Source organism: Nocardia sp. NPDC058518 (genome assembly GCF_042719655.1).
In the GTDB taxonomy this organism is placed as follows: Bacteria; Actinomycetota; Actinomycetes; order Mycobacteriales; family Mycobacteriaceae; genus Nocardia.
Window position 1 is genome coordinate 274,168 of record NZ_JBHXNJ010000002.1, and the last position, 21,352, is coordinate 295,519.

At 66.5% G+C, this 21,352-nt stretch carries 21 protein-coding genes; 7 read left to right on the top strand and 14 right to left on the bottom strand.

Annotated features, from left to right (window positions below; translation table 11 throughout):
* Positions 1-46: 46 nt before the first annotated feature.
* The 4 genes from ACFWPX_RS06045 to ACFWPX_RS06060 are packed head-to-tail and all read right to left on the bottom strand — an operon-like array spanning position 47 to position 3,513.
* Positions 47-751 carry an ABC transporter permease gene (locus ACFWPX_RS06045; protein WP_378926421.1) on the bottom strand — a complete coding sequence of 235 codons (705 nt, stop codon included), beginning with the start codon at positions 749-751 and terminating at the stop codon, positions 47-49.
* Positions 748-1,407: an ABC transporter permease gene (locus ACFWPX_RS06050; RefSeq protein WP_378926422.1), complete on the bottom strand. Its 660-nt coding sequence runs from the start codon at positions 1,405-1,407 to the stop codon at positions 748-750. The genes ACFWPX_RS06045 and ACFWPX_RS06050 overlap by 4 nt, the downstream gene beginning before the upstream one ends.
* A complete protein-coding gene (locus ACFWPX_RS06055; protein ID WP_378926423.1) occupies positions 1,404-2,552 on the bottom strand; it encodes an ABC transporter ATP-binding protein in 1,149 nt (382 codons plus the stop codon). The genes ACFWPX_RS06050 and ACFWPX_RS06055 overlap by 4 nt, the downstream gene beginning before the upstream one ends.
* Before the next feature lie 28 nt (positions 2,553-2,580).
* Positions 2,581-3,513, bottom strand: coding sequence for an ABC transporter substrate-binding protein (locus ACFWPX_RS06060; protein ID WP_378926570.1), 933 nt, complete (start codon positions 3,511-3,513; stop codon positions 2,581-2,583).
* 199 nt (positions 3,514-3,712) lie between these two features.
* On the opposite strand from ACFWPX_RS06060, the gene ACFWPX_RS06065 reads away from it, so the two are divergent.
* Complete coding sequence (locus tag ACFWPX_RS06065; RefSeq protein ID WP_378926424.1) at positions 3,713-4,321, top strand: hypothetical protein; 609 nt, start codon at positions 3,713-3,715, stop codon at positions 4,319-4,321.
* A gap of 28 nt (positions 4,322-4,349) precedes the next feature.
* On the opposite strand, the gene ACFWPX_RS06070 is transcribed toward ACFWPX_RS06065, so the two are convergent.
* Positions 4,350-5,033, bottom strand: coding sequence for a DUF4328 domain-containing protein (locus tag ACFWPX_RS06070; RefSeq protein WP_378926425.1), 684 nt, complete (start codon positions 5,031-5,033; stop codon positions 4,350-4,352).
* Between the two features lie 220 nt (positions 5,034-5,253).
* On the opposite strand from ACFWPX_RS06070, the gene ACFWPX_RS06075 reads away from it, so the two are divergent.
* Positions 5,254-6,426 (top strand): alpha/beta hydrolase family protein, encoded by a 1,173-nt coding sequence (locus tag ACFWPX_RS06075; RefSeq protein WP_378926426.1) that lies wholly within the window; start codon positions 5,254-5,256, stop codon positions 6,424-6,426.
* 27 nt (positions 6,427-6,453) lie between these two features.
* Here ACFWPX_RS06075 and ACFWPX_RS06080 read toward each other — a convergent pair whose 3' ends face one another.
* Entirely contained in the window at positions 6,454-6,864 is a 411-nt protein-coding gene (locus ACFWPX_RS06080; RefSeq protein ID WP_378926427.1) for a hypothetical protein, read from the bottom strand.
* Positions 6,865-6,959: 95 nt separating this feature from the next.
* Here ACFWPX_RS06080 and ACFWPX_RS06085 point away from each other — a divergent pair, with 95 nt between their 5' ends.
* Positions 6,960-7,616 carry a PadR family transcriptional regulator gene (locus tag ACFWPX_RS06085; RefSeq protein WP_378926428.1) on the top strand — a complete coding sequence of 219 codons (657 nt, stop codon included), beginning with the start codon at positions 6,960-6,962 and terminating at the stop codon, positions 7,614-7,616.
* 28 nt (positions 7,617-7,644) lie between these two features.
* Positions 7,645-9,120: a DHA2 family efflux MFS transporter permease subunit gene (locus tag ACFWPX_RS06090; protein ID WP_378926430.1), complete on the top strand. Its 1,476-nt coding sequence runs from the start codon at positions 7,645-7,647 to the stop codon at positions 9,118-9,120.
* Positions 9,121-9,131: 11 nt separating this feature from the next.
* Here ACFWPX_RS06090 and ACFWPX_RS06095 read toward each other — a convergent pair whose 3' ends face one another.
* Positions 9,132-10,661 carry a molybdopterin-dependent oxidoreductase gene (locus ACFWPX_RS06095; protein ID WP_378926432.1) on the bottom strand — a complete coding sequence of 510 codons (1,530 nt, stop codon included), beginning with the start codon at positions 10,659-10,661 and terminating at the stop codon, positions 9,132-9,134.
* 126 nt (positions 10,662-10,787) lie between these two features.
* On the opposite strand from ACFWPX_RS06095, the gene ACFWPX_RS06100 reads away from it, so the two are divergent.
* Entirely contained in the window at positions 10,788-11,210 is a 423-nt protein-coding gene (locus ACFWPX_RS06100) for a hypothetical protein (protein WP_378926434.1), read from the top strand.
* A 95-nt stretch (positions 11,211-11,305) separates the two neighbouring features.
* The gene (locus tag ACFWPX_RS06105; RefSeq protein WP_378915527.1) at positions 11,306-12,016 is read left to right on the top strand and encodes a cutinase family protein; all 711 of its coding nucleotides are present in this window, start codon (positions 11,306-11,308) and stop codon (positions 12,014-12,016) included.
* A gap of 51 nt (positions 12,017-12,067) precedes the next feature.
* On the opposite strand, the gene ACFWPX_RS06110 is transcribed toward ACFWPX_RS06105, so the two are convergent.
* From ACFWPX_RS06110 to ACFWPX_RS06125, 4 genes are all read right to left on the bottom strand, one after another.
* Positions 12,068-13,864 carry an AMP-dependent synthetase/ligase gene (locus tag ACFWPX_RS06110; protein WP_378915529.1) on the bottom strand — a complete coding sequence of 599 codons (1,797 nt, stop codon included), beginning with the start codon at positions 13,862-13,864 and terminating at the stop codon, positions 12,068-12,070.
* Positions 13,865-13,956: 92 nt separating this feature from the next.
* Positions 13,957-14,910 (bottom strand): alpha/beta hydrolase, encoded by a 954-nt coding sequence (locus ACFWPX_RS06115; protein WP_378926435.1) that lies wholly within the window; start codon positions 14,908-14,910, stop codon positions 13,957-13,959.
* A gap of 18 nt (positions 14,911-14,928) precedes the next feature.
* Positions 14,929-15,762: an SDR family NAD(P)-dependent oxidoreductase gene (locus tag ACFWPX_RS06120; protein WP_378915533.1), complete on the bottom strand. Its 834-nt coding sequence runs from the start codon at positions 15,760-15,762 to the stop codon at positions 14,929-14,931.
* On the bottom strand, positions 15,759-17,306 hold the full coding sequence (locus tag ACFWPX_RS06125; RefSeq protein ID WP_378926436.1) for a flavin-containing monooxygenase: 1,548 nt from the start codon (positions 17,304-17,306) through the stop codon (positions 15,759-15,761). The genes ACFWPX_RS06120 and ACFWPX_RS06125 overlap by 4 nt, the downstream gene beginning before the upstream one ends.
* 68 nt (positions 17,307-17,374) lie before the next feature.
* Here ACFWPX_RS06125 and ACFWPX_RS06130 point away from each other — a divergent pair, with 68 nt between their 5' ends.
* Complete coding sequence (locus ACFWPX_RS06130; protein WP_378926438.1) at positions 17,375-18,010, top strand: TetR/AcrR family transcriptional regulator; 636 nt, start codon at positions 17,375-17,377, stop codon at positions 18,008-18,010.
* A gap of 12 nt (positions 18,011-18,022) precedes the next feature.
* Here ACFWPX_RS06130 and ACFWPX_RS06135 read toward each other — a convergent pair whose 3' ends face one another.
* The 3 genes from ACFWPX_RS06135 to ACFWPX_RS06145 all read right to left on the bottom strand — a co-directional run bounded on the left by ACFWPX_RS06135 (position 18,023) and on the right by ACFWPX_RS06145 (position 21,179).
* A complete protein-coding gene (locus ACFWPX_RS06135) occupies positions 18,023-18,772 on the bottom strand; it encodes a response regulator transcription factor (protein WP_378926439.1) in 750 nt (249 codons plus the stop codon).
* Positions 18,773-18,897: 125 nt separating this feature from the next.
* Positions 18,898-19,758, bottom strand: coding sequence for a P1 family peptidase (locus ACFWPX_RS06140; RefSeq protein ID WP_378926440.1), 861 nt, complete (start codon positions 19,756-19,758; stop codon positions 18,898-18,900).
* 47 nt (positions 19,759-19,805) lie between these two features.
* Positions 19,806-21,179, bottom strand: coding sequence for a cation:proton antiporter (locus ACFWPX_RS06145; RefSeq protein WP_378926441.1), 1,374 nt, complete (start codon positions 21,177-21,179; stop codon positions 19,806-19,808).
* Positions 21,180-21,352 lie beyond the last annotated feature (173 nt).

A 21,352-nucleotide genomic window follows, 5' to 3' on the forward strand; every position in this document is an offset into this window, starting at 1 on the left:
TCCCATCGGAACGGGGCGCTGTCGCGTTGCCGACCACCCGCAGGCTTTACTCGGTGACGACCGATATTCGGGGGTCGGCCTCCGCGCGCGTGAGTCGGCCGGTGCCCGGCGTGCCCGCCCACACCGCCACCGCGAGCAGCCCATCGAGCACCAGCGCCAGCACCGCGACCAGCAGCGCACCGACCAGCACCAGGTCGTATCGGTAGAGCCCGATCCCGTCGAAGATGTAGCGGCCGAGCCCACCGAGGTTGACGTAGGCCGCGATGGTCGCCGTGGCGACAACCTGCAAAGTGGCGCTGCGCAAGCCGCCGAGCAGCACCGGCAGCGCATTGGGCACCTCGACCCGGAACAGGATCTGGCTCTCGGTCATCCCCATCGCCCGCGACGCGTCGACCACATCGGCGGGTACATTCGCGATCCCGGCGTACGCGCCCGCCAGCAGCGGCGGGATGCCGACGGTGATCAGGGCCAGCAGCGGCGGGATCAGCCCGAGCCCGAGTCCGAGCACCAGAAAGGTGAGCAGCCCCAGCGTCGGCAGCGCCCGCATGGCATTGGCGAAGCCGACCATCACCGCGCTGCCGCGGCGCGTGTGCCCGATGAGCAGCCCGAGCGGCACCGCGATCACCGCCGACAACGCCACCGCCAGGAAGCTGTACCAGAGATGTTGCAGCAGCCGATGTTCGATGCCGGTGGGACCACCCCAGTTGGCACCGTCGCTGAGGTAGTTCCATGCTTCGACGAACAGGTTCACGACCGCACTCCCTTCACCCGCGCGTCGGCACGGGTCCACGGGGTCGCGAGGGTGCCGAGCAGGAACGCCAGTCGATCGAAGATCAGCGCCAGCACCAGGGTGACGATGATGCCCGCGATGATCTGGTCGGGATAATCACGCTGATAGCCCTGGGTGAACAGCTTCCCGAGCCCGCCGACGCCGATCAGCGCGCCGACCGACACCATCGCGATATTGGTGACCACCACCACGCGCAGCGAGGCGGTGAAAACCGGCAGCGCCAGCGGCATGTCGACGGTGACGGTACGTCGTAACCGCCCGAATCCGACCGCGTCGGCGGCATCGATCACGCCGGCCGGCACCGTATCCAGCGCCATCGGCACCGCGATCAGCAGCAGCGCGGTCGAATACACGGTGAGCGCGATGATCACATTGAGTGGGTCGATCATCGAGATGCCGACCAGCGGCGGAATGATCACGAACAGCGCGAGCGATGGAATGGTATAGGCCAGGCTCGACATCGTGGTGGTGATCCGCCGGGCCCAGCGGTTTCCGCGCGCCAGCGCACCGACCGGGACCGCGATCACCAGGCCGAGCAGCAGGGGAACCAGCGCGAGCACCAGGTGGGTGCGGGTGATCGCCATGATGTCGGCGAAATTGTCGATCAGATATCTCACGACGCGCCCTGGACGAAGAACTCCTGATTGCGTTCGGCGTCTTCGGTTGCCCGCTGTGCGGCGAGTTGGGTCAGCACGTCGGTGGCGAGCAGTCCGCCGCGCACGGCACCCGCCTCGTCGACGGCGACACCGACGCCAGAGGGTGAGGAGATGGCCGCGTCCAGTGCCTGCCGGAGGTCGCCGTCCGGGGTGAACAGCGAACCACCGGCGGAAACGCTGGAGTCCAAGGGTTTTCCCGCACGCACCCGCTCCACGCCGGTGACGTCGATCCAGCCGCCCGGCTTGCCGAGGGTGTCGACGACCAGCGCCCATTCGCCTTGGGCGAGCCGCAATCCGGCGATGTCGTCCGGCTTGATCGTCCGAATCGGTGCCAGCGCAACAGCTTCGGCACTACGGAACGACAGCCCTCGATAGCCGCGATCCCTTCCGACGAACCCGGCGACGAAATCCGTTGCGGGCTGGGCTAATACGTGCTCCGGGGTGTCGTACTGCTGCAACACCCCGCCGCGCCCGAACACCGCGATCTTGTCGCCGAGGGTGATCGCCTCGTCGATATCGTGGGTCACGAACACGATCGTCTTGTTCAGCTCCGCCTGTAGCCGCTGCATCTCCGATTGCAGTTCGGCGCGCACCACCGGGTCGACCGCGCTGAACGGCTCGTCCATCAGCAGCACGGGCGGGTCCGCGGCCAGCGCCCGCGCCACCCCGACCCGCTGCTGCTGACCACCCGAGAGTTGCGCCGGATACCGCTGCGCCAGACCGCGATCCAGCCCGACCCGGTCCATGACCTCCAGCGCGGCCGCGCGGGCGGCCTTGCGTGATTGCCCGAGCAGGATCGGCACGGTCGCCACATTGTCGACCACCTTGCGGTTGGGCAGCAGCCCGCCGCTCTGGATCACGTAGCCGATGCCGAGGCGCAGTTTCACCGGATCGACCGTCGCGATGTCGCGTCCGTCGATGGTGATGGTGCCCGCGGTGGGGTCGACCATCCGATTGATCATCCGCATCGAGGTGGTCTTGCCGCAGCCGGACGGCCCGACGAACACGGTGAACGATCCCGAGTCGATGTGCAGGTTCAGATCGCGCACCGCGTGTGTGCCGTTCGGATAGGTCTTGTCGATACCGCGGAATACGATGTCGGACAATGGTTTCTCCTCGATGCGCCATACACGCCTAACCGATGGGGGAGTTCAAACCCTGCGCGGTGATCCAGGCGAGCGCGGCGGCCTTCGGTTCGATCTTGCTCTCGCCCGAGACGGCTGTGTTCAGCGAGATCAGTTCGGTGGTGGTCAGTTTGGCCGATACCGCGTCGAGCACGGCGACGGCCTTGTCGGTCTTCTTCGCGGCGTTGAACAGCGGCACCACGTTCTGCGCCGCGAAATTGTGTGCGGGATCGGCGAGCACGACCAGGTCGTTCTGGGCGATCGCCGGCGAGGTGGTGAAGATGTCGGCCGCGTTCACCTGGCCCTCGACCAGCGCGCGCACCGTCGCGGGCCCACCGCCGTCGGCGATCGGCACGAAATCGGCGTCGCTGATATCGAGGCCGTAGGTCTTCTTCAACCCGGGCAGACCGCCGGGGCGCTGCGCGAATTCGGCCATGCCGCCGAACTTCACCTCGGCCGAGTGCGGCGCGAGATCGGCGATGGTCTTCAAGCCCCATTTGTCGGCCGTCGCGCGGGTGACGACCACCGCGTCGGAATCCTCGCCGGGGGCCGGTGTCGCGATGGCGAGGTCGTCGCCGAGTGCCTTGGCGAGTGCGGCGTTCACCTCGGGCGCGGCGGTGGCCGTGGCATCTTTGTCGAGGTATTGCAGCAGGTTGCCGGTGTATTCCGGGATCAGCGAGATCGCGCACTGGCGCAGCGCGGGAATGTAGGCCTCGCGAGAGCCGATATCGAACTTGGTGTCGACCTTGAAGCCGTTGATCCGCAGCACCTCGGTGTAGATGTTGGCCACGGTCTCGGACTCGGGGAAGTTGGCCGACCCGACGATCAACGCGTCGCTCGCGCAATCTCCCTTGGCGGCAAGCGGATCGCTGTTGCCACAGGCGGCGACGATCATGGCGGCGGCCAGCGCCACCGCGGCAACCAGTACCCGGCCCGCCCGCACGGCGAGGCGGCGTGCCGGTCGACGTTGTCCTGGTGAGGAGGAGGCGAAGGCTGTTTTCACTGGTGTCCTTCCGGCAAAGGCGGGCAGTGCGCTGTGCGTGCGACCCGGGGGCCACAGGTACATTCTGGTAGTTCATACTGCCCGCCGTCGGGCCGAATTGCGCGGGTTGACGGCAAATACAGAAAGTTGGTGTCGCCGGATGCACTCGGTCGCCGTGCGTCGAACCGCCGCCGCGATCCTGGTCGCAGCCTGCGCTTTCACCACCATTTCCTGTGCCTCCGACGACGCGAAGACGGTGGTCGCGGTCGGCGCGGATTCGTCGACGGAATCGGTTCTGCTCGCCGAGATCTATTCCCAAGCACTGGAACGCGCGGGCACCGAATCCACTGTCGTCACCGGATTGACGACCCCCCTCGCCGACCTCGACGCAGGCCGCATCGCGGTCCTGCCCGCCCGCAACGGCGCCCTCCTCGACCGCTGGAACCCGACCTCGCCCGCGCGTAAACCCGACGAGGTCGCCGCCGCGGTCAACGCCGCACTCCCACAGGGCCTTTCGGTGACCGACGCGGCGGACGGCACCGACCTGCGCCCCCGCGACGCCCTTCCCGACCCCGACTACACCCTCCGCGCCCAGAACATTCTCGCCCTCTACCGCACCGGCATCTTCGACCGCCGACAGCTGAAAAAGCTCAACTACGTAGCAGGCGAACTGACCACCGAGGGCCTGATCGAGTCGATCAACCAGATCGAAACCGGCACCCGCCCCGCCGACGCGGCCAGAACCTGGCTGGACGCCCACAGCCTGTAGAGCAGGGCCCCGCCGAACACGCGGCAAGTCAGCGAGCAGTGCTGGACCAAGCGGCCTGGGCTCGGCCGATCCGCAGGATGACCGCGATCAGGCACGCCGCGGCGACGGTGAACAGCAGCGCCGACGCCGATCGGCTCGCGCTGAAGATGAACAGGCCGTCGACTTCGGAGTCACGCATTGTCTGAATGGTGTCGTGGTCGTCGGGCATGCGGAGCGAGACGATGCCTGCCCAGAAGGCGATCCAGGCGAGGACCCAGGTGATCCACCAGGTCGCGATCAGTCCCTGGCTGCGGCGCCGCGGTGCCGACGCTGTGTCGACATCGTGGACGAACAGCGCGGGGAACCACAGCGAGACGATCGGAACCACCCAACCCCAGAACGCCCACGGGCGCGACAGATGGTGCGCGGCCGGGGCGAAATTGTCGGCGTTGGCCCGCGCCCGCGACAGCCAGACGGTCACGACGATCCAAGCCACCAGCATCGCCAGGAACGACATCAGCCACAGGGCCACCTCGATCGGAAACAGCGTGTCGCGCGCCCAGTTGTAGTCGGCGCTACCGATATCACCGTCATAGCGTGCCGCGACAATTCGGTAACCGATCCACCGCAGAACCACGGCAGCCCACTGGACGACGACCACGATTGCCGCGAGCGCCACGAAGGCCGAACCCAGCCCCCGTACAGCACGGAAATTCCCGGCATGATGCTGCATTGTCTTGCTCCCCTCCAACATTCGCCTCTGACGGTAGCCGACTCGAGCATGTCGGGCAGGCCGTTGTTCGATGAGAACGGTCGTCCTGTCTCAGCGGATCCGGCCAGGAGCCGACGCGGCTAGGCTGACCGGCCGAAGGGTAGCGAGTTCAACGCTTGGGGAGTGAATAGCTGTGTGGACGAAAATATTTCGATGCATTCCGGTTCTGGCTCTACTGACATTGACCACGGTCGACGTCGTAGCACACGCCGAACCAGACCTGCCGCAACAGGACTCGGTGGTCGTGTCACTGCCGGAACCCTCTGGTTCGGAGGCGATCGGTGTGGTGGATCTGCGCTTGGTCGATACCTCGCGGCCCGATCCGTACAAGCCGACTGTGCCGCGCGAATTGATGGTCAGCGTCTGGTATCCCGCCGCCGATGTGACGGGAGCGCCCGCGCGGCCTTGGCTTTCTCCCGGTCTCACCCGCATCTATGCCGAGAGTCTTGCTCAGATCGGTGCGGCGTCGACGGAACGATTGACGGTCGCGCCCAGCCACGGTCGCCTCGGCGCGCCCGCGGAGACCTCGCGTGGGCCTCGGCCGGTCGTTGTGTTCTCGCCGGGTCTCGGGATGCCGCGTGAGCTGAGTACAGCTCATGCCGAAGACCTCGCCAGCCACGGTTTCGTCGTAGTCACCCTGAGTCACACCTACGAATCATTGGCGACGGAATTCCCCGACGGGCGGATCGAACGCAGCGTGCTGCCGCCGACCACCGATCCCGGCGAAGTCGAGGCTCAGGGCACCAAGGCGACAGCGACGCGGGTAGCCGACACACGGTTCGTGCTCGACAGGCTCGCCGACATCACCGCGGGGAACAACCCGGATACCGACCAGTACCCGCTCCCCGCGAACCTCGCCCGCGTGCTCGACGTATCGAAGGTGGGGATGTTCGGACATTCCCTCGGCGGCGCCACCGCGGCGCAAGCGATGCACGACGACCGCCGGATTGCCGCAGCGGCCAACCTCGATGGGCGCCTCTGGGGCTCGGTCGTCACCGACGGGCTGGACCGTCCCTTCCTGCTCATCAGCCGCGAGGGCCGCAACCGTGACAACGTCGCGAGCTGGAAACAGTTCTGGGCCACCAGCGACGGCCCGAAACTGAATTTCCAGCTCAACGGCGCACAACATCTGTCGTTCTGCGATACCCCGCTGATCGCCGCGCCACTTGTCGCCGCGGGCCTCGTCCCCGCCGCCGCCGCGTCACGGACGGTCGGCACCATCGATCCGCACAAGTCGCTCGACGTCCAACTCGACTACCTGCGCGGCTTCTTCGATACGACGCTGGGCCGATACGACGATCTCGCCCAGCTGCCTGCCACGTTGCTGAACCCGGAGATGGTGCTGGTCCCGTAGGCCTGGCAGGCAGGTCTTTCGGCGACCTCAGCGGGTCGGGGTGATGCGGATTTCGATGCCCTTCAGGGTGGCGTCTTCGATGGGAACGTCGGCGTTCGAGGGGATCGAGCACAGCATGTTGACGCCGCCTCGTGCGACGTCGATGGTCGCGGGAGTGAGGTCCTCGTTGTTGTTGCGGCGATCCTGGATGAATTTCGTGATCGTCAGACGCTGGTCGTCCGCGTCCTGATCGAGGTAGTCGCGGCAGGGGGTGGCGCCGCCGCGGTTGAGTGCTCGTTCCAGGTCGCCGCAGCTGGTGGTTGTGATGGCGACAGCCAGCAACGCGGTGGCTGCGGACCGGAATCGAAGTGCCCCCACGGTGATCCCCCAGATCGTCATGTTCGACTGCCGTAAGTCTACGGCGGTTCTGGCGGCATCGGCTGGTTTCAGCCTTGCCATGCTATGTTCCACTCCGTATATTCCTACTGGAATATTTGGTCTGGAACACAGAGCTGAGTGGAGGTGGCGGGGTGGGGCAGCCTGGGCGGAACGCGATGACGCCGTTGGCTATCGCGGTGCTCGCGTTGCTCGATGAGCGGCCGATGCATCCGTACGAGATGTATCAGCTGTTGATCGCTCGGCGGGAGGATCTGCTGGTCAAGGTGCGGCCGGGGTCGCTGTATCACGCGGTGTCCCGGCTGGCCGACGACGAGATGGTGGCGGCGGAAGGGGTCGGCCGGGCCGGGAATCGGCCCGAGCGGACCACCTATCGGATCACCGATTCCGGACGTACCGCGCTGCGGGGGCGGATCGCCGAGCTGCTGCGTACGCCGGTGCAGGAGTATCCGATTTTCCGGGTGGCATTGGCCGAGGCGCACACCCTCCCGCAAGAACAGGTCGTCGCGCTGCTCGATGAGCGCGTGGAATACCTGAGCCAGTCGCGGACCGACATGGACGTGCTGCTCGACTGGACGCGCAGCCGCGCCGTCCCGCGCCGCTATTACGTTGTCCTGGAATACATTCGCGCCAATATCCACGCCGAACTCATGTGGATCGAAGGCTTCGCCGCCGAACTCGGCAGCGGTGCCGTGCCATGGGAGCAATTCGACCCCGTCACCGGCGAACGGATCACCGACGATCACGCCCACGAATGGCCGGATGGGGATCACCCCGACGCCGCGCCCCGGCCCCGCTGGGCTGCCCGAAGCTGAATCCCTCCCCCCGATTGGAACGAATTCGATGACCACCCAACGCAATCCGTGGCTAGCGCTCTTCGCGCTGGTGGTCGGGTTCTTCATGATCCTGTTGGATATGACGATCGTCGCGGTCGCCAATCCGGCCATCATGACCGAGCTCAGCACCGATATCTCCAACGTCATCTGGGTGACCAGCGCCTATCTGCTCACCTACGCGGTGCCGCTGCTTGTCACCGGCCGTCTGGGGGACAAATTCGGGCCGAAGAACATCTACCTGATCGGCCTCGCGATCTTCACCGCCGCCTCGCTGTGGTGCGGCCTGTCCGGCAGTATCGGCATGCTGATCGCCGCCCGCGCCGCCCAGGGCATCGGTGCCGCGCTGATGACGCCGCAGACGATGGCCGTGATCACCCGCACCTTCCCGCCGGACAAGCGCGGTGCCGCGATGGGCCTGTGGGGCGGCGTCGCGGGGCTGGCGACGCTGATCGGCCCCATCCTCGGTGGCGTGCTGGTCGACAACCTGGGCTGGGAGTGGATCTTCTTCGTCAATGTGCCGGTCGGCATCATCGCGTTCGGGCTGGCCGTGTGGCTGGTGCCCGCGCTGCCGACCAGCGACCACAAGTTCGACATCGTCGGCGTGATCCTCAGCGGAGTCGGCATGCTCGCACTGGTTTTCGGTATCCAGGAGGGCAATTCGCAGGACTGGTCGTTGCGGATCTGGCTGCTGATCGGCTTCGGTGTGGTGATGCTGGTCGTGTTCGTGATCAACCAGGCGCGCAACTCCGGCGAACCGCTGGTGCCGCTGAGCCTGTTCCGCGACCGCAATTTCGCGCTGTCGAACCTGGCGATCGCCGCGATGGGCGCCGCGGTCACCTCGATGATGGTGCCCACGTACTTCTATCTGCAGTCGGTGCGCGAGATGACGCCGACGGTCTCGGCGCTGGTCTTCGCGCCGATGGCGATCATCACCGGTTTCGCCGCGCCGTTCATCGGCAAGATCTCGGACCGGATGCCACCGCGCCTGCTGCCGACCATCGGTTTCACCCTGTTCGCCGGTTCGGTCTTCATCTTCGGTGTGCTCATGACGCCGGATTCGTCGATCATCTGGTTCCTGATCGCCGCCGGTGTCGCCGGTCTGGCCAACGCGTGCATCTGGGCGCCGCTGGCCACGACCGCCACCCACAACCTGCCGGTCGCCCAGGCCGGTGCGGGCGCCGGTGTCTACAACACGACCCGCCAGGTCGGCTCGGTTCTCGGTAGTGCCGCGATCAGCGCCCTGATCGCCGCCCGCCTGACCGCCAACGGTCTCGGCGGTGGCGGCCCGGTCGGGGAGGGCGCGGCCACCGGCCCGCTCCCGCCCCAGATCGTCGACGAATTCAGCACCTCGCTGGCCCAGTCGATGATCCTGCCCGCGGCGATCCTGCTGATCGGCGTCGTCGCCTCGGCACTGTTCGTCGGCCACGGAAAGTCCGGCGCGAACACATCGCCCGAACCGGCGAAGGCCGACGCGAGCAGCTGATCACCAGTCGGCTATTGCACCTGGACGGTGAGGGTGGGGTAGCCGGTGGCGCCGTCGGGGACGACGTCTTGTTCGACGGCGGTTTGGGGTAGGCCGGTGTTGTCGGTAGCGCGGGCGCGCAGGGTGTGCTGGCCGGGGGTGGCGTCCCAGTCGTAGACCCATTGGCGCCAGGTGTCGGTGGTGACTTCGGTGGACAGGCGGGCGGGGCGCCAGTCGCCGTTGTCGATCTGGACCTCGACGCCGGTGATGCCGCGATGCTGGGCCCAGGCGACACCGGCGATCGCGGTGCGGCCCTGCGGGATCCGGCCGCGGCCGCGCGGGGTGTCGATGCGGGTGCCGGTCTTGATCGGGCCCTGCGCCGACCAGCCGCGGCGGGTCCAGTAGGCGGTGGCTTTGTCGAAGCGGGTCACCTCGAGTTCGGTGACCCATTTGGTGGCGGAGACGTAACCGTAGAGGCCGGGGACGACCAGCCTTGCGGGATAGCCGTGCTGGACGGGCAGTGGTTCGCCGTTCATGCCGATGGCGAGGATCGCGTCGCGGCCGTCCGTGAGCACCGACAGCGGGCTGCCCGCGGTCCAGCCGTCCTTGCTGTGGGACAGCACCATGTCGGCATCGGGCAGCGGGCCTGCTTCGGCGAGGAGTTCGTCGAGGCGGTAGCCGAGCCAGCGGGCGTTGCCGATCAGGTCGCCGTTGATCGGGTTGGAGACGCAGGCCAGCGTCACCAGGTGCTCCACCGGGGTGCGGCGCAGCAGATCGTCCCAGCTGAGCTGGATTTCGCGTTCGACCATGCCGTGGATGCGCAGGGACCAGGAGTCTGTGGACACCTGGGGAACGATCAGCGCGGTGTCGATGCGGTAGAAGTCGCTGTTGGGGGTGATGTAGGAGGTGAGCCCGGGTAGCCGCAGATCGGCGTCCGGCGGAAGATCCGGCAACGGTGTTGCGGCCCTTGGCAATTCGACGGTCTCGCGCTCGGCTGTCACGTCGTGGCGGGTACCGCCGAGCAGTCGGCCCGCGAGCCCGGCTCCGAGAGCGAGCAACCCGGTCGCCGCGAGTCCACCGAGCACGCGCCGCCGCCCGGCTCCCGCGATCGTCGCATCGGTGCGGGACCGAGCTTCATCGGGTGCGTCGTCGATCCGCCTGGTCAGCCCACGCAATGCGAGAATTCCGGCGGCGGTACCGATCAGCGCGGGCAGCGCGCCGGCGAACCCGCCAACTCTGCCTGCGCCGATGACAGCGGCGATTACCCCGAAAACCGCGAACGCGACCGACCCGATCGGCCGGGCCGTCCGTTCCGAGATCCCGGCGAGCCCCGCGACGACGACCGCGACAATGCCCATGCACACGAACAGCACGGCCTTGTCGTTCGTCCCGAAGGTCGAGATCGCCCACTCCCTGATCCCATCGGGTGTGTGGTCGACAACCGTCGCCCCGAGTGCGTACGCGGGCGCACTACCGGCCCCGGTGAACACCGCGACCAGCTCCGCCACGCCGAGTACCAGCGCAGCGGCCACGATCCCGGCCACTGCCCGCAAGAACGCCATGGATCGAGCCTACGTCGCGGACCGGATCGCACCGGTGACCATTTCGTGACGGCCGAACGCCTGCCGAATACGCCCGCTGAAAACTACACTGCGTAGTAGAAATGATCCCGCCCGGTAGGAGACCTCATGACCGAGACAACACCGGACTCGACCCTGCGCGCCACCGCGGCGGTCTTCGCCGTCGCACTCGTGGTCCACGGCGCCGACCATCTACGCCGTGGCATGGACGCCACCTCCCAACTCGTGAACGCCCTCGGCACCCTGCAACTACTCTTCGCGCTGCTCACCGTGGTCCTGGTGTTCCGGGGCCACTCGGCGGCCCCGCGCGCCGCGGTGTTCATCGGTTTCGCGAGCGCCGCCGGCTTCACGATCGTGCACCTGCTCCCGGACTGGTTCGGCCCACTCAGCGACAGCTTCATCAACGTCCCGCCGAGCGCCGGCGTCACCGGATTCTCCTGGTTCGCAGCGTTATTCGAGATAGCAGCCGACCTCGCGATCGCTGTCGCGGGCCTGCGCGTACTGCGATCCGTGCAGGTGAGTCCGGCCTGAAAGCACCAGGCGAATGCGCACCCGCCCTTGCGGCGGCGGCGCGTCGCCGGGACCGGAGACGATGGTGAATGCTCGCGGTCGGTAGTCTGCGCGGCATGACAGCACGTTCCTTCTCGCGATTCGTGTCTGCAGTCTTCTTGGCAGCCGCGATTCCCCTGGTATCGCCCATCCAATCCGCTACCGCCGCGCCCTGTTCCGATATCGAGGTGGTCTTCGCTCGCGGGACCGCCGAGCCGGGTGGCGAACTCGGTCTGACCGGTATCTCCTTCGTCGAAGCGCTGCGGGCGAACGCGGGCGGGCGCTCGGTCGGCTCGTACGGCGTCGACTACCCGGCCAGCAGCGACTTCACCGACCGGCTCGCCTTCGCGCACACCGTCGTGCGGGGGATCAGCGATGCCCAGCGCCGCGTCGAATACATCGCGGCGAACTGCCCCAACTCCCGGATCGTCCTCGGCGGGTACTCCCAGGGCGCGGCGCTGGCCGGTTTCGCGACCGGTGCCGATGTGCCGGAGGGCGTGCCGCCGGAGTACGAGACGTACCTGCCAGAGCCGATGGCGGCCGAGGTGGCCGAGCATGTCGCGGCGGTCGCGCTGTTCGGCAAGCCGTCGGACCGGTTCATGCGCGACGCGGACGCGCCCGCGGTCTCGATCGGCGCGCTCTACCAGGACAAGACCATCGACCTGTGTATCGAATCGGACAACATCTGCGACGGTTCCCCACTCGCCCAACCCAATGCCCTGCACACCCTCTACGGCATCAACGGAATGACCGTCACCGCGGCACAATTCGCGGCGCAACGGTTCTAGACAGCCGAAAGGCCGGTTGCGGGAGCGCAACCGGCCTTTCGTATGCGAGGGTCAGGAGTAGATCTTGTCTACTTCGCCCGCGTACTGCTTCATGACGACGGCGCGCTTGAGCGACATCTTCGGGGTGAGCTCGCCACCCTCCTGGGTCCAGTCGACCGGGAGGATGCGGATCTTCTTGATCGCCTCGGCCTTGGAGACCTTGCTGTTGGTCTCGTCGATCGCGGCCTGCACCTCGGCCACCAGCGTCGGGTTCTCGATCAGGGTCTCGATCGCGGTGTCGGCGGCGACGCCGTTGCGATCCTTCCAGCCCGGCAGGGCCTCCGGGTCGAGGGTGATCAGCGCGCCGATGAAGGGCTGGCCGTCGCCGACGACCATGACCTGGCTGATCAGCGGGTGCGCGCGCAGGGAGTCCTCGAGGATCGCGGGGGAGACGTTCTTGCCGCCCGCGGTGACCAGGATTTCCTTCTTGCGGCCGGTGATGGTGACGAAGCCGTCGTCGTCGATGGCACCGAGGTCGCCGGTCTTGAACCAGCCGTCGACGAAGGATTCCTCGGTGGCCTCGGCGTTGCCCCAGTAGCCGTCGAACACGACCGAGCCCTTGAGCAACAGCTCGCCGTCTTCGGCGATCTTGGCCGCGTGGCCCTGGATCGGGCGACCGACCGAGCCGACCCGGATGAACGCGGGGGTGTTCACGGTGAACGCGGCGGTGGTCTCGGTCAGGCCGTAGCCCTCGTAGATCGTCACGCCGGCGCCACGGAAGAAGTGGCCGAGGCGCGCGCCCAGCGGGCCACCACCGGAGACGGCCGCAAGGCACTGGCCACCGAGGGCCGCGCGCAGCTTGCTGTAGACCAGCTTGTCGAAGACGAAGTGCTTGAGCTTGAGCAGCAGGTCGGGGCCGCCCTTGGTCTGGAGCGCCGTGCTGTAGGCGATGGCGGTCTCCGCGGCCGCGTCGAAGATCTTGCCCTTGCCGCCGTCGTGCGCCTTCTGCTTGGCGGAGTTGAACACCTTCTCGAACACGCGCGGCACCGAGAGGATGAAGTCCGGCTTGAAGTCGCCGAACTGCTCGACCAGGGTGGTCCAGTCCGAGCTGTGGCGGATGGTCACCTTGGAATCGAAGGAGATCAGTGCGACCGCGCGGGCGAACACGTGCGCCAGCGGCAGGAACAGCAGCGTCTTCTGGCCCTCGGTGACGAAGGCGGACAGCTCGATACCGCCGGAGCGGGACTCGGCGTAGAGATTCGCGTGGGTCAATTGCACGCCCTTGGGCTTGCCGGTCGTGCCCGAGGTGTAGATCAGGGTCGCGGGGGAGGCCGCGCCGACCTGCTTGCGACGTTCGTGCACGACGGAGTCATCCAGCTCGGCGCCGCGCTCGATGAGCGTGTCGATGGCGCCCTTGTCGATCTGCAGGGTCTCGGCCAGCGCGGGCAGCGAACCGGCTTCGATCTCCTCGATCGTGGCGCGGTGCTTGTCGTTCTCGACGACCAGCAGCTTGGTCTCGGAGTCCTGCAGGATCCACTTGGCCTGCTCGGCGGCCGAGCTGTCGTAGATCGCGACGGTCACGCCACCGGCGGCCCAGATCGCGAAGTCCAGCAGCGACCACTCGTAGCGGGTGGCCGCCATGATCGCGACGCGGTCGCCCAGCCCGATGCCTGCGGCGATCAGGCCCTTGGCGACGCCGATGACGGCTTTCTCGAACTGTGCCGCCGTGACGTCGTTCCAGCCGCCGCTGCCGTTCGGGACGTTGAACAAGACCGTGTTCGGCGTCTCCTGCGCGAAGCGGAAGACGTTGTCGGAATTGTTCGCATCGTCCGGGATGGTGTAGGAAGCCGGAACTTCGAACTCTCGCATCTGTGCCCTTCCAGTGGGTTCTACTCGCCAGTAATCTACGACACGTTCGGCCGGGTCGCGATATCGCCGCCCGAATTGGTCGTCACCAGGCTTTATCGTAAATCGTCTATCGATACCGGCTGAATTGCTTCTCGCAGGAATTCTGCGAGTTCGCTGAGGGCCAGCGCTGCCTCGGTGACCAGCGCGGCCTGCAGTTGCGCGACATGCCAGAGGCCGCGGGTTTCGGTGAAGCGGACGTGCACGCCCGCTCCCCGCAAGGCTGAGACGAGCTTGCAACACTGGTCGTGCAGGAGTTCGCTCACATCGACCTGCACATAGGTGGGCGGCAGGCCGATCAGGTTTCCCGACAGCGGGGCGTAACCCGCTTCGGTTGCGGCGGCGTCGCCGAGGTAGTAGGCGGCGCACGCCCGCGACCACGCCCGGTTGATCACCAGGTCGCGGTCCTTGCTCGGCACCTCGGTGGGATCCACCCAGGGTGCGATGAGGCCGAGTGCGGCGGGCGTCAGCTGATGCCGCTCGATCAGCCGCTGGGCCAGCGCCATCGCCAGGCCGCCGCCCGCCGAATCACCGGCAAGGCAGATCTGCTCGGGCCGGTAGCCGACGTTGCCCACCAGGTCCAGGAACGCGGCCTCGGCGTCGTCGAGACCGGCCGGGAACGGATGCTCGGGCGCCAGCCGGTAGTCCAGCGAGTACACCGCGCACGAGGTCTCGCGCGCGAGCCCGGCCACCAGCGAACGGTGCGTGGCGATCGATCCGACCACGTAGCCGCCGCCGTGCAGGTACAAGATCGCGCCCGCGGCACGTTCCGGCGGGACCGCCCTGGTACGCGAACCCGGAATGGCGGTCTCGGCGATCACGCGCTCGGCCGGGCGTCCACCCAGCTGCAGATGCTGCACCACAGAACCGTCGGGCACCGGCTGCAGCCGCGAGACCGCGTCGAGCAGCACGCGCTGCACCACGACCGGTAGCCGCGCGTTCAGTGTCACCCGGAACACCGGGTCGAGCACTATGCGGGCGATCGGCAGTGGAATCTTGAACTCGCGCATGGAGTTTCCTGGATCTTCTCAGTTCGGCATGAAGCGGCCGTTGACCACGGCCGAGATCCGGCTGTAGCCGGAGGCGAGCAAGCGCACGCTCACGTCGAGCACCTTGGCCTCCCAGCCGATGAGCACGCGGGCCTGGCCCTTGCGCACACCCTCGGTGATGGTCTGCGCGGCCATCTCCGGGCTGTGGATCGCCAGGTACTTGTCGAACAGCGAGGCGGCGTTGGCGCCGTCCATGCCCTCGGCGTAGGTGGCGTTGCGGGCGACGGCGGTCTTGATGCCGCCGGGGTGCACACAGGTGACCTTGACCGGCGCCTTGGCGATCTTCATCTCCTGGAACAGCGCCTCGGTGAAGCCGCGCACCGCGAACTTGGCCGAGTTGTAGGCCGCCTGGCCGGGCACGGCGACCAGGCCGAAGAGGCTCGAGACATTGACCACGTGGCCGTCGCCGGACTCGATCAGCAGCGGCAGGAACGCCTTGGTGCCGTTGACGACGCCCCAGAAGTCCACATCCATGATGCGTTCGATGTCTTTGAACTCGGTCTTGACCACGTCGCCGTGGTAGGCGATGCCCGCGTTGTTGTAGATCTGGTGCACGACACCGAAGTGCGCCTTCACCTGATCGGCGTAGAGCAGGAACGACTCACGCTCGGCGACATTGAGCCGGTCGGACTTGACCTGCGCGCCCAGCTTCTCGCAGGAGGCGACGGTCTGGGCCAGGCCCTCGGTGTCGATATCGGACAGCGCGAGCTTGGCGCCACGGGCGGCCAGGTTCTCGGCCAGTGCGCGGCCGATGCCGGAACCGGCTCCGGTGATCACGCAAACCTTGTTCGTGAAGTAAGCGTCTTTGCTCACTGGGCTACCACTTTCTGATCGTCGGCGCGCGAGGCGTCAGAGGTTGTCACATTGTAGGCATCGACATCGAATTGTCTTGTGAGACTGCGGAACCGGAAGGTGAAGTCGGGCCACAGGGTGGTGTTGTTGCCGTGCTTGTCCAGGTACCAGCTCGCGCAGCCGCCAGTGTTCCAGACGGTCTTGGCGAGCTTGTCCTGCAGCTCGCGGTTGTAGGCCTGCTGGACGTCCTTGCGGACCTCCACAGTGTGCAGGCCCTTGGCGTCGATGGTCGCGAGCGCGCTGGCCACGTAGTTGATCTGCGATTCGATCATGAACACCATCGAGGTGTGGCCGAGGCCGACGTTCGGGCCGACCAGGAAGAACATGTTCGGGAAGTTCTCGATCGAGGAACCCTTGTACGCCTGCTGGCCGACCTCGTCGAACACCTCCGACAGTGAGCGACCGTCACGGCCGACCACCGTCTCGTAGACGGGGGAGTCGGTGACGTGGAAGCCGGTCGCCACGATGAGCGCGTCGATCTCGCGCTCGGTGCCGTCCTTGGTGATGATCGAGCCCGCCTTCACCTCGGCGATGCCGTCGGTGATCACGTCGACATTGTCGCGATCCAGCGCAGGGTAGTACTCGTTGGAGATCAGCATGCGCTTGCAGCCGATCCGGTAGTTCGGGGTGACCTTCTTGCGCAGTTCGGGATCGCGGATCTCGATCTGCAGTTTGGCGCGCGAGATGGCTTCGAAGGCCTTCATCAGTACCGGGAACCTGGTCAGGCCGACGACCTGGGTCTCACGGATGGCGTAGATGGCCGCGCGCGAGAGGCGCTGCGCGCCGGGGATGTGCTTGAACGCCAGCCGCTCGGGCAGCAGATACGGGCGATCCGAGCGCGGCAGCAGCCACGGCGCGGTGCGCTGGTAGACGTCGAGCGTGGCGACCTTGCTCGCGATGGCCGGCACGATCTGGATCGAGGAGGCGCCGGTGCCGATCACCGCGACGCGCTTGCCGGTGAGGTCGGCGTCGTGGTTCCAGCGGGCGGAGTGGAAGATCTCGCCCTCGAAGTCGTTGATGCCCTTGATATCGGGCAGCGACGGCTCGCACAGCGCGCCGACCGCGGAGACCACGGTGTCGGCGGTGAAGTTGCCCTTGGTGGAGCCGATCTCCCACTGCGCGGTGTCATCGTTCCAGCGGATGCTCTGCACGTCGCAGTCGAAGATGTGCCGGTCGAGCACGTCGTAGCGCTCGGCGACACCCTTGATGTAGGACTGGATCTCGCCCTGCTTGGAGAACGAGCGCGTCCAGTCGGGGTTCAGCGCGAACGAGTACGAGTAAAGGTGCGAAGGCACGTCGCAGGCGGCACCGGGGTAGGTGTTGTCGCGCCAGGTGCCGCCGACTTCGCTGCCGCGCTCGAGCACGAGGAAATCGTCGCGACCCTCTTGGCGCAGCCGGATGGCCAGGCCGAGCCCGGCGAACCCACTGCCGACGATGATCGTCTTCACGTGGCGGGTTTCGGCGACCCGGGGCTCGACAACGTTGTCTGTAACCTTACGACTCATATACTGCAGACTACGGCCTTATTGAGACGGAGTCAACAGCTATTGAACCAGATTCAGTAGTGGCTAGGATGACCGTTGTGAGTACCAGGAGTGCGGGAGAGACGAAACGTGTGCGGCTCAGCCCCGAGGAGCGTCGGCTGCAGTTGATCACCCTCGGTGCCGAGATGCTGGTCGACCGGTCGCTCGAGGACGTCTCGGTCGACGACATCGCCAAGCAGGCCGGCATCTCGCGCGGGCTGCTGTTCCACTACTTCGCCTCCAAGCAGGAATTCCACGAGGCGATCGCCCGGTATGTGAGCACCGAGTTCTTCACCGCGATCATGCCCAACCGCGAACTGTCGCTGTTCGACATGCTGCGCGACTCGATCGAACGGTTCGTCGACTACGCCACCGAGCACTCCGCGTCCTACCGCTCCGTGCTGCGCGGGCCTGCAAGCGTCACTCCTGATATGGCCGACTATGTCAACGAAACCCGCGGCGCCATCGCCGATCTCATCGTCAGCGAACTGCCGCTGCCGCCCGAGGATCCCGATCTGGCCCGGCTCACCTTGGCCATTCGTGGCTGGATCGCCTTTGTCGAGGAGACCATCCTCACCTGGATGATCGACAAGCCGATCAGTCGCGAGGCGCTGGTCGACCTGCTGGTCGAGTCGTTGCCCGCGCTGGCGTTGAGTCCCGCACTGATCGCCGCGCTGCGGAGCTGAATCCGGCTCCTACTATCGCGTCTCCGCAATCCCATGGATCTCCGCCTGCACCGCGAGCACAGCGGCTTCGATACGGCTGGTAACCCCGAGCTTGCCGAGAATCCGGCTGACGTATTCCTTGACGGTATTCGGGCTGATGAACAGCCGGTCGCTCACCTGACGATTGGACAATCCGTCGGCGATCAACGTCAGGATCTCGCGTTCCCTTCTGGTCAGGGTCGAGAGCTGCTCCGCCAGATCGCTCGCGGTCATATCTACCGCGCATATCGGCGATTGGGGCCCCACAGAAACTACCGCCCCCAGTTTCAGGACCCGCAAAGCCTCGAGCACGGCCGCGATTCCGAGCTTCACCGACAACACGGCATCCACCCGGTCGGCAAGCGGCGACGGTTCGGTATCCCGGTCGATGACGAGAGTGATCATCGGTGGGTACTCGAGTTCCTGCAACCGAACGGCCGCGCCGGGCCACTCACGGTTCGATTCCACAGCGCCGTCCACGATCACGATATCGGGTCGCAGTCGCTCGTGGGCGGCGACTGTGTCGCGCACGCGGCACGTTCCGGCCAGCGTGAAGTCCGCGGCAGCGGCCACAGCCGCTTCGAATTGTGTTCGCAGCAAAGGCGTTTCGGTGACCAATAACAGAGTCGAATGCCGCGGCTGCTGCGGCAGGGCCGGCAGCGAGTCGATCGTCGCTCGTGGTGGTAGCGGCGGTGGTTGTGCGACTCTGGTCGAGGATTCGCGGGGCTCGGGTTCGATCGCCATTGTTGTTCCCCCCGTGGAACTCTCGCACTCTGGATAGTACCAACGGTACCAATGCATCGGGGTCCCGGAATGTGACAGTCGCCATAGTGAGCGGCCGGGAGTGAGCTCGATCCGGTGCCGCGTCGCTACCGCGGCCGGATCGACCGAATGGCTTGGGTGACAGCCGCCAGTGCCATGAGCCGTACCAGGTCGACATCGGCGTCGACCCGGCCTGTCGCGGCCGCGATGAAGCCGTCACCGTCGAACCGGGCATGGGGCGGAGTGATCGCCCGGGCCAACCCATCGTGCGCGCCCTGGGCCACGATGTGACAGCCCATCTTGTCCAGCCTGGCATTGGTGACCACCACGCCGACCGTCGTGTGTGTCCATGCTGTGGGATCGACGGGCCGTGCGAGGGTCATCGCTCCCAGATCGATCTCGGTCGTTCCGTCATCGATGTCGCCGAAGGAGTTCACTACGCAGACCGCGCCGACGACCAGATCATCGAGGCGGCGTTGGGCGGCGGCGATGCCGCCCGGACGCCGCCCGGCGGGACCGCGCCACTGCGATGTGTAGGCACCCGCTCCGGCCCCGACGCGACCGGAGGTGGGCTGGTCCTCGGCGGCCGAGCACGCGGCCGCGTACCCGTTCGCGGCAGTGGGACGGGCGGCGGAACTGCCCGCGGCCAGGTCGAAGATCGCCAGCGTCGGCACGATCGGCACCGGGCCGGCGGGTGTCGCTATACCGCGGCCGCGTTCCTCGAGGAAGCGCATGACGCCGTCGGCGGCGGCGAGCCCGAAAGCCGAGCCGCCGGTCAGCACCGCCGCGTCGGCGAAGGTCACCATCTTGTCCGGGGCGAGCGCGTCGAGCTCGCGGCTCGCCGGGGCGCCACCGCGCACCTCGCAGGATGCGGTCGTGTTCTCGGGAAAGAGCAGAACGCTACAGCCTGTCTCGCCGATCGGGTCCGTCCAGTGCCCGATCCTGAATCCGGGAACATCGATCGCCATGATCTCTCCTGTCGCAGGCGAAGTGGCGTGTCGCCGGCGTTCGTTGGTCATCGGGCAGGTGTCTGTTCGAGGGGGATTGCCTGCTCCGAGTGGTCGGGCTTCGGTGCTTCACCCGACGGTCCGAAGACGAACCCGTTTCGCCATGCGCTCCGTTCGAACAGCCGCTGGAGCGGGCCTGCGACAAACGTGGTGATGATCGTCATCAGGACCAGGACGGTGTAGAGCTGGCTGGTGATCAGGTCGGCGTTGAGGCCGATATTGAGCAGGATCAGCTCCATGAGACCGCGAGCATTGGCCAGGGCGCCCATCGAACCGGCCTCACGTCGGCTCATGCCCTGCCATCGAGCCGCGAGATACACCGAACCGAACTTTCCGGCGAACGCCACCGCGAGGACGGCCACCCCGGCGACCAGTACCGCCGGTTGGAAGATCAGGCTCAACTCGGTGTTGAGGCCGGAATAGACGAAGAAGGCGGGGAGAAGGAAATAGGCGACCAGAGGCTCGAAACGTTCCAGGACGCGGTCGAGTAGCTCGCCGCGCGGCATCACAGCGCCGACGACGAACGCTCCGAAGACCGAGTAGATGCCCACAAGGTCGGTGAACCAGCTGGCCAGCACAATGACGATCAGGACGACCGAGAGGTAGTTGATCGGGATCGAGCTGGATTCCTCCTGGCGAGTCTGCGACGTTGTCCAGGTGTGGAAGCGGGCCAGCAGCCGCCGGGCGACGGTCACCATGAACAGGAAATAGATCGCTCCGCCGCCCACGGCGATGAGCGCCCCGCTCATGGAATCCTGTGTCGTCGCGACGACGGTCGCGAGCAGCACCCAGGCACACGCGTCATCGACCGCCGCGCAGGACAGCGACATCGTTCCGAGCCGGGTGTTCAGCAGCCCCGCGTCGTAGATGATCCAGGCCAGCATGGGAAAAGCTGTGATGGCCACCGCCGCGGCGAGGAAGAGTCCGCCCTGCCATGACTCGACTTCCGCGGTGAAGAATCCGCCTGCGTCGACGAGCAGCCATCCGGTCACGCCACCGAGCACCATGGGCACCACGACGCCGGCGGCCGATGTCGCGGTGGCCTGCCGACTGTGGGATCGCAGGATGTCGAGTTTGAACGACGCCCCCACCATGAACATGTAAAGCACAAGTCCGAGCTGGCCGATCACATAGATGGCGGTCAGGTTCGGGTGGGTAACGGCCGCGCCCTCGACCACCAGTTCGGTGGGGAAGATCCACTCCTGTACCGACGGAGCCACCCAGCCGAGCACCGACGGACCCAACGCGAATCCCGCGACCATCATCGCGACGACTTGTGCCTGACCCAGTCTCCGAAAAATAAGAACAAAAATCCGATACGCGATCAAGATGACAGCGACCTGCAGGAAAAGTTGGGTGGTGACTTCTAACAGCGTTGGCATAATGCCCCCGATTTCTGATCCGCCGACTACGAATCAAACCTTACGCAGACCACTTCGAGATCTGCATCCACCTGGACGGGGGGATGCCTGACTCGGGGTCGCTGACATACGCTTCATCCCATCCGGTCAGAAATGCCGAGACATCGGATGAAGGGTGCCGGAAGGTAGCCGAT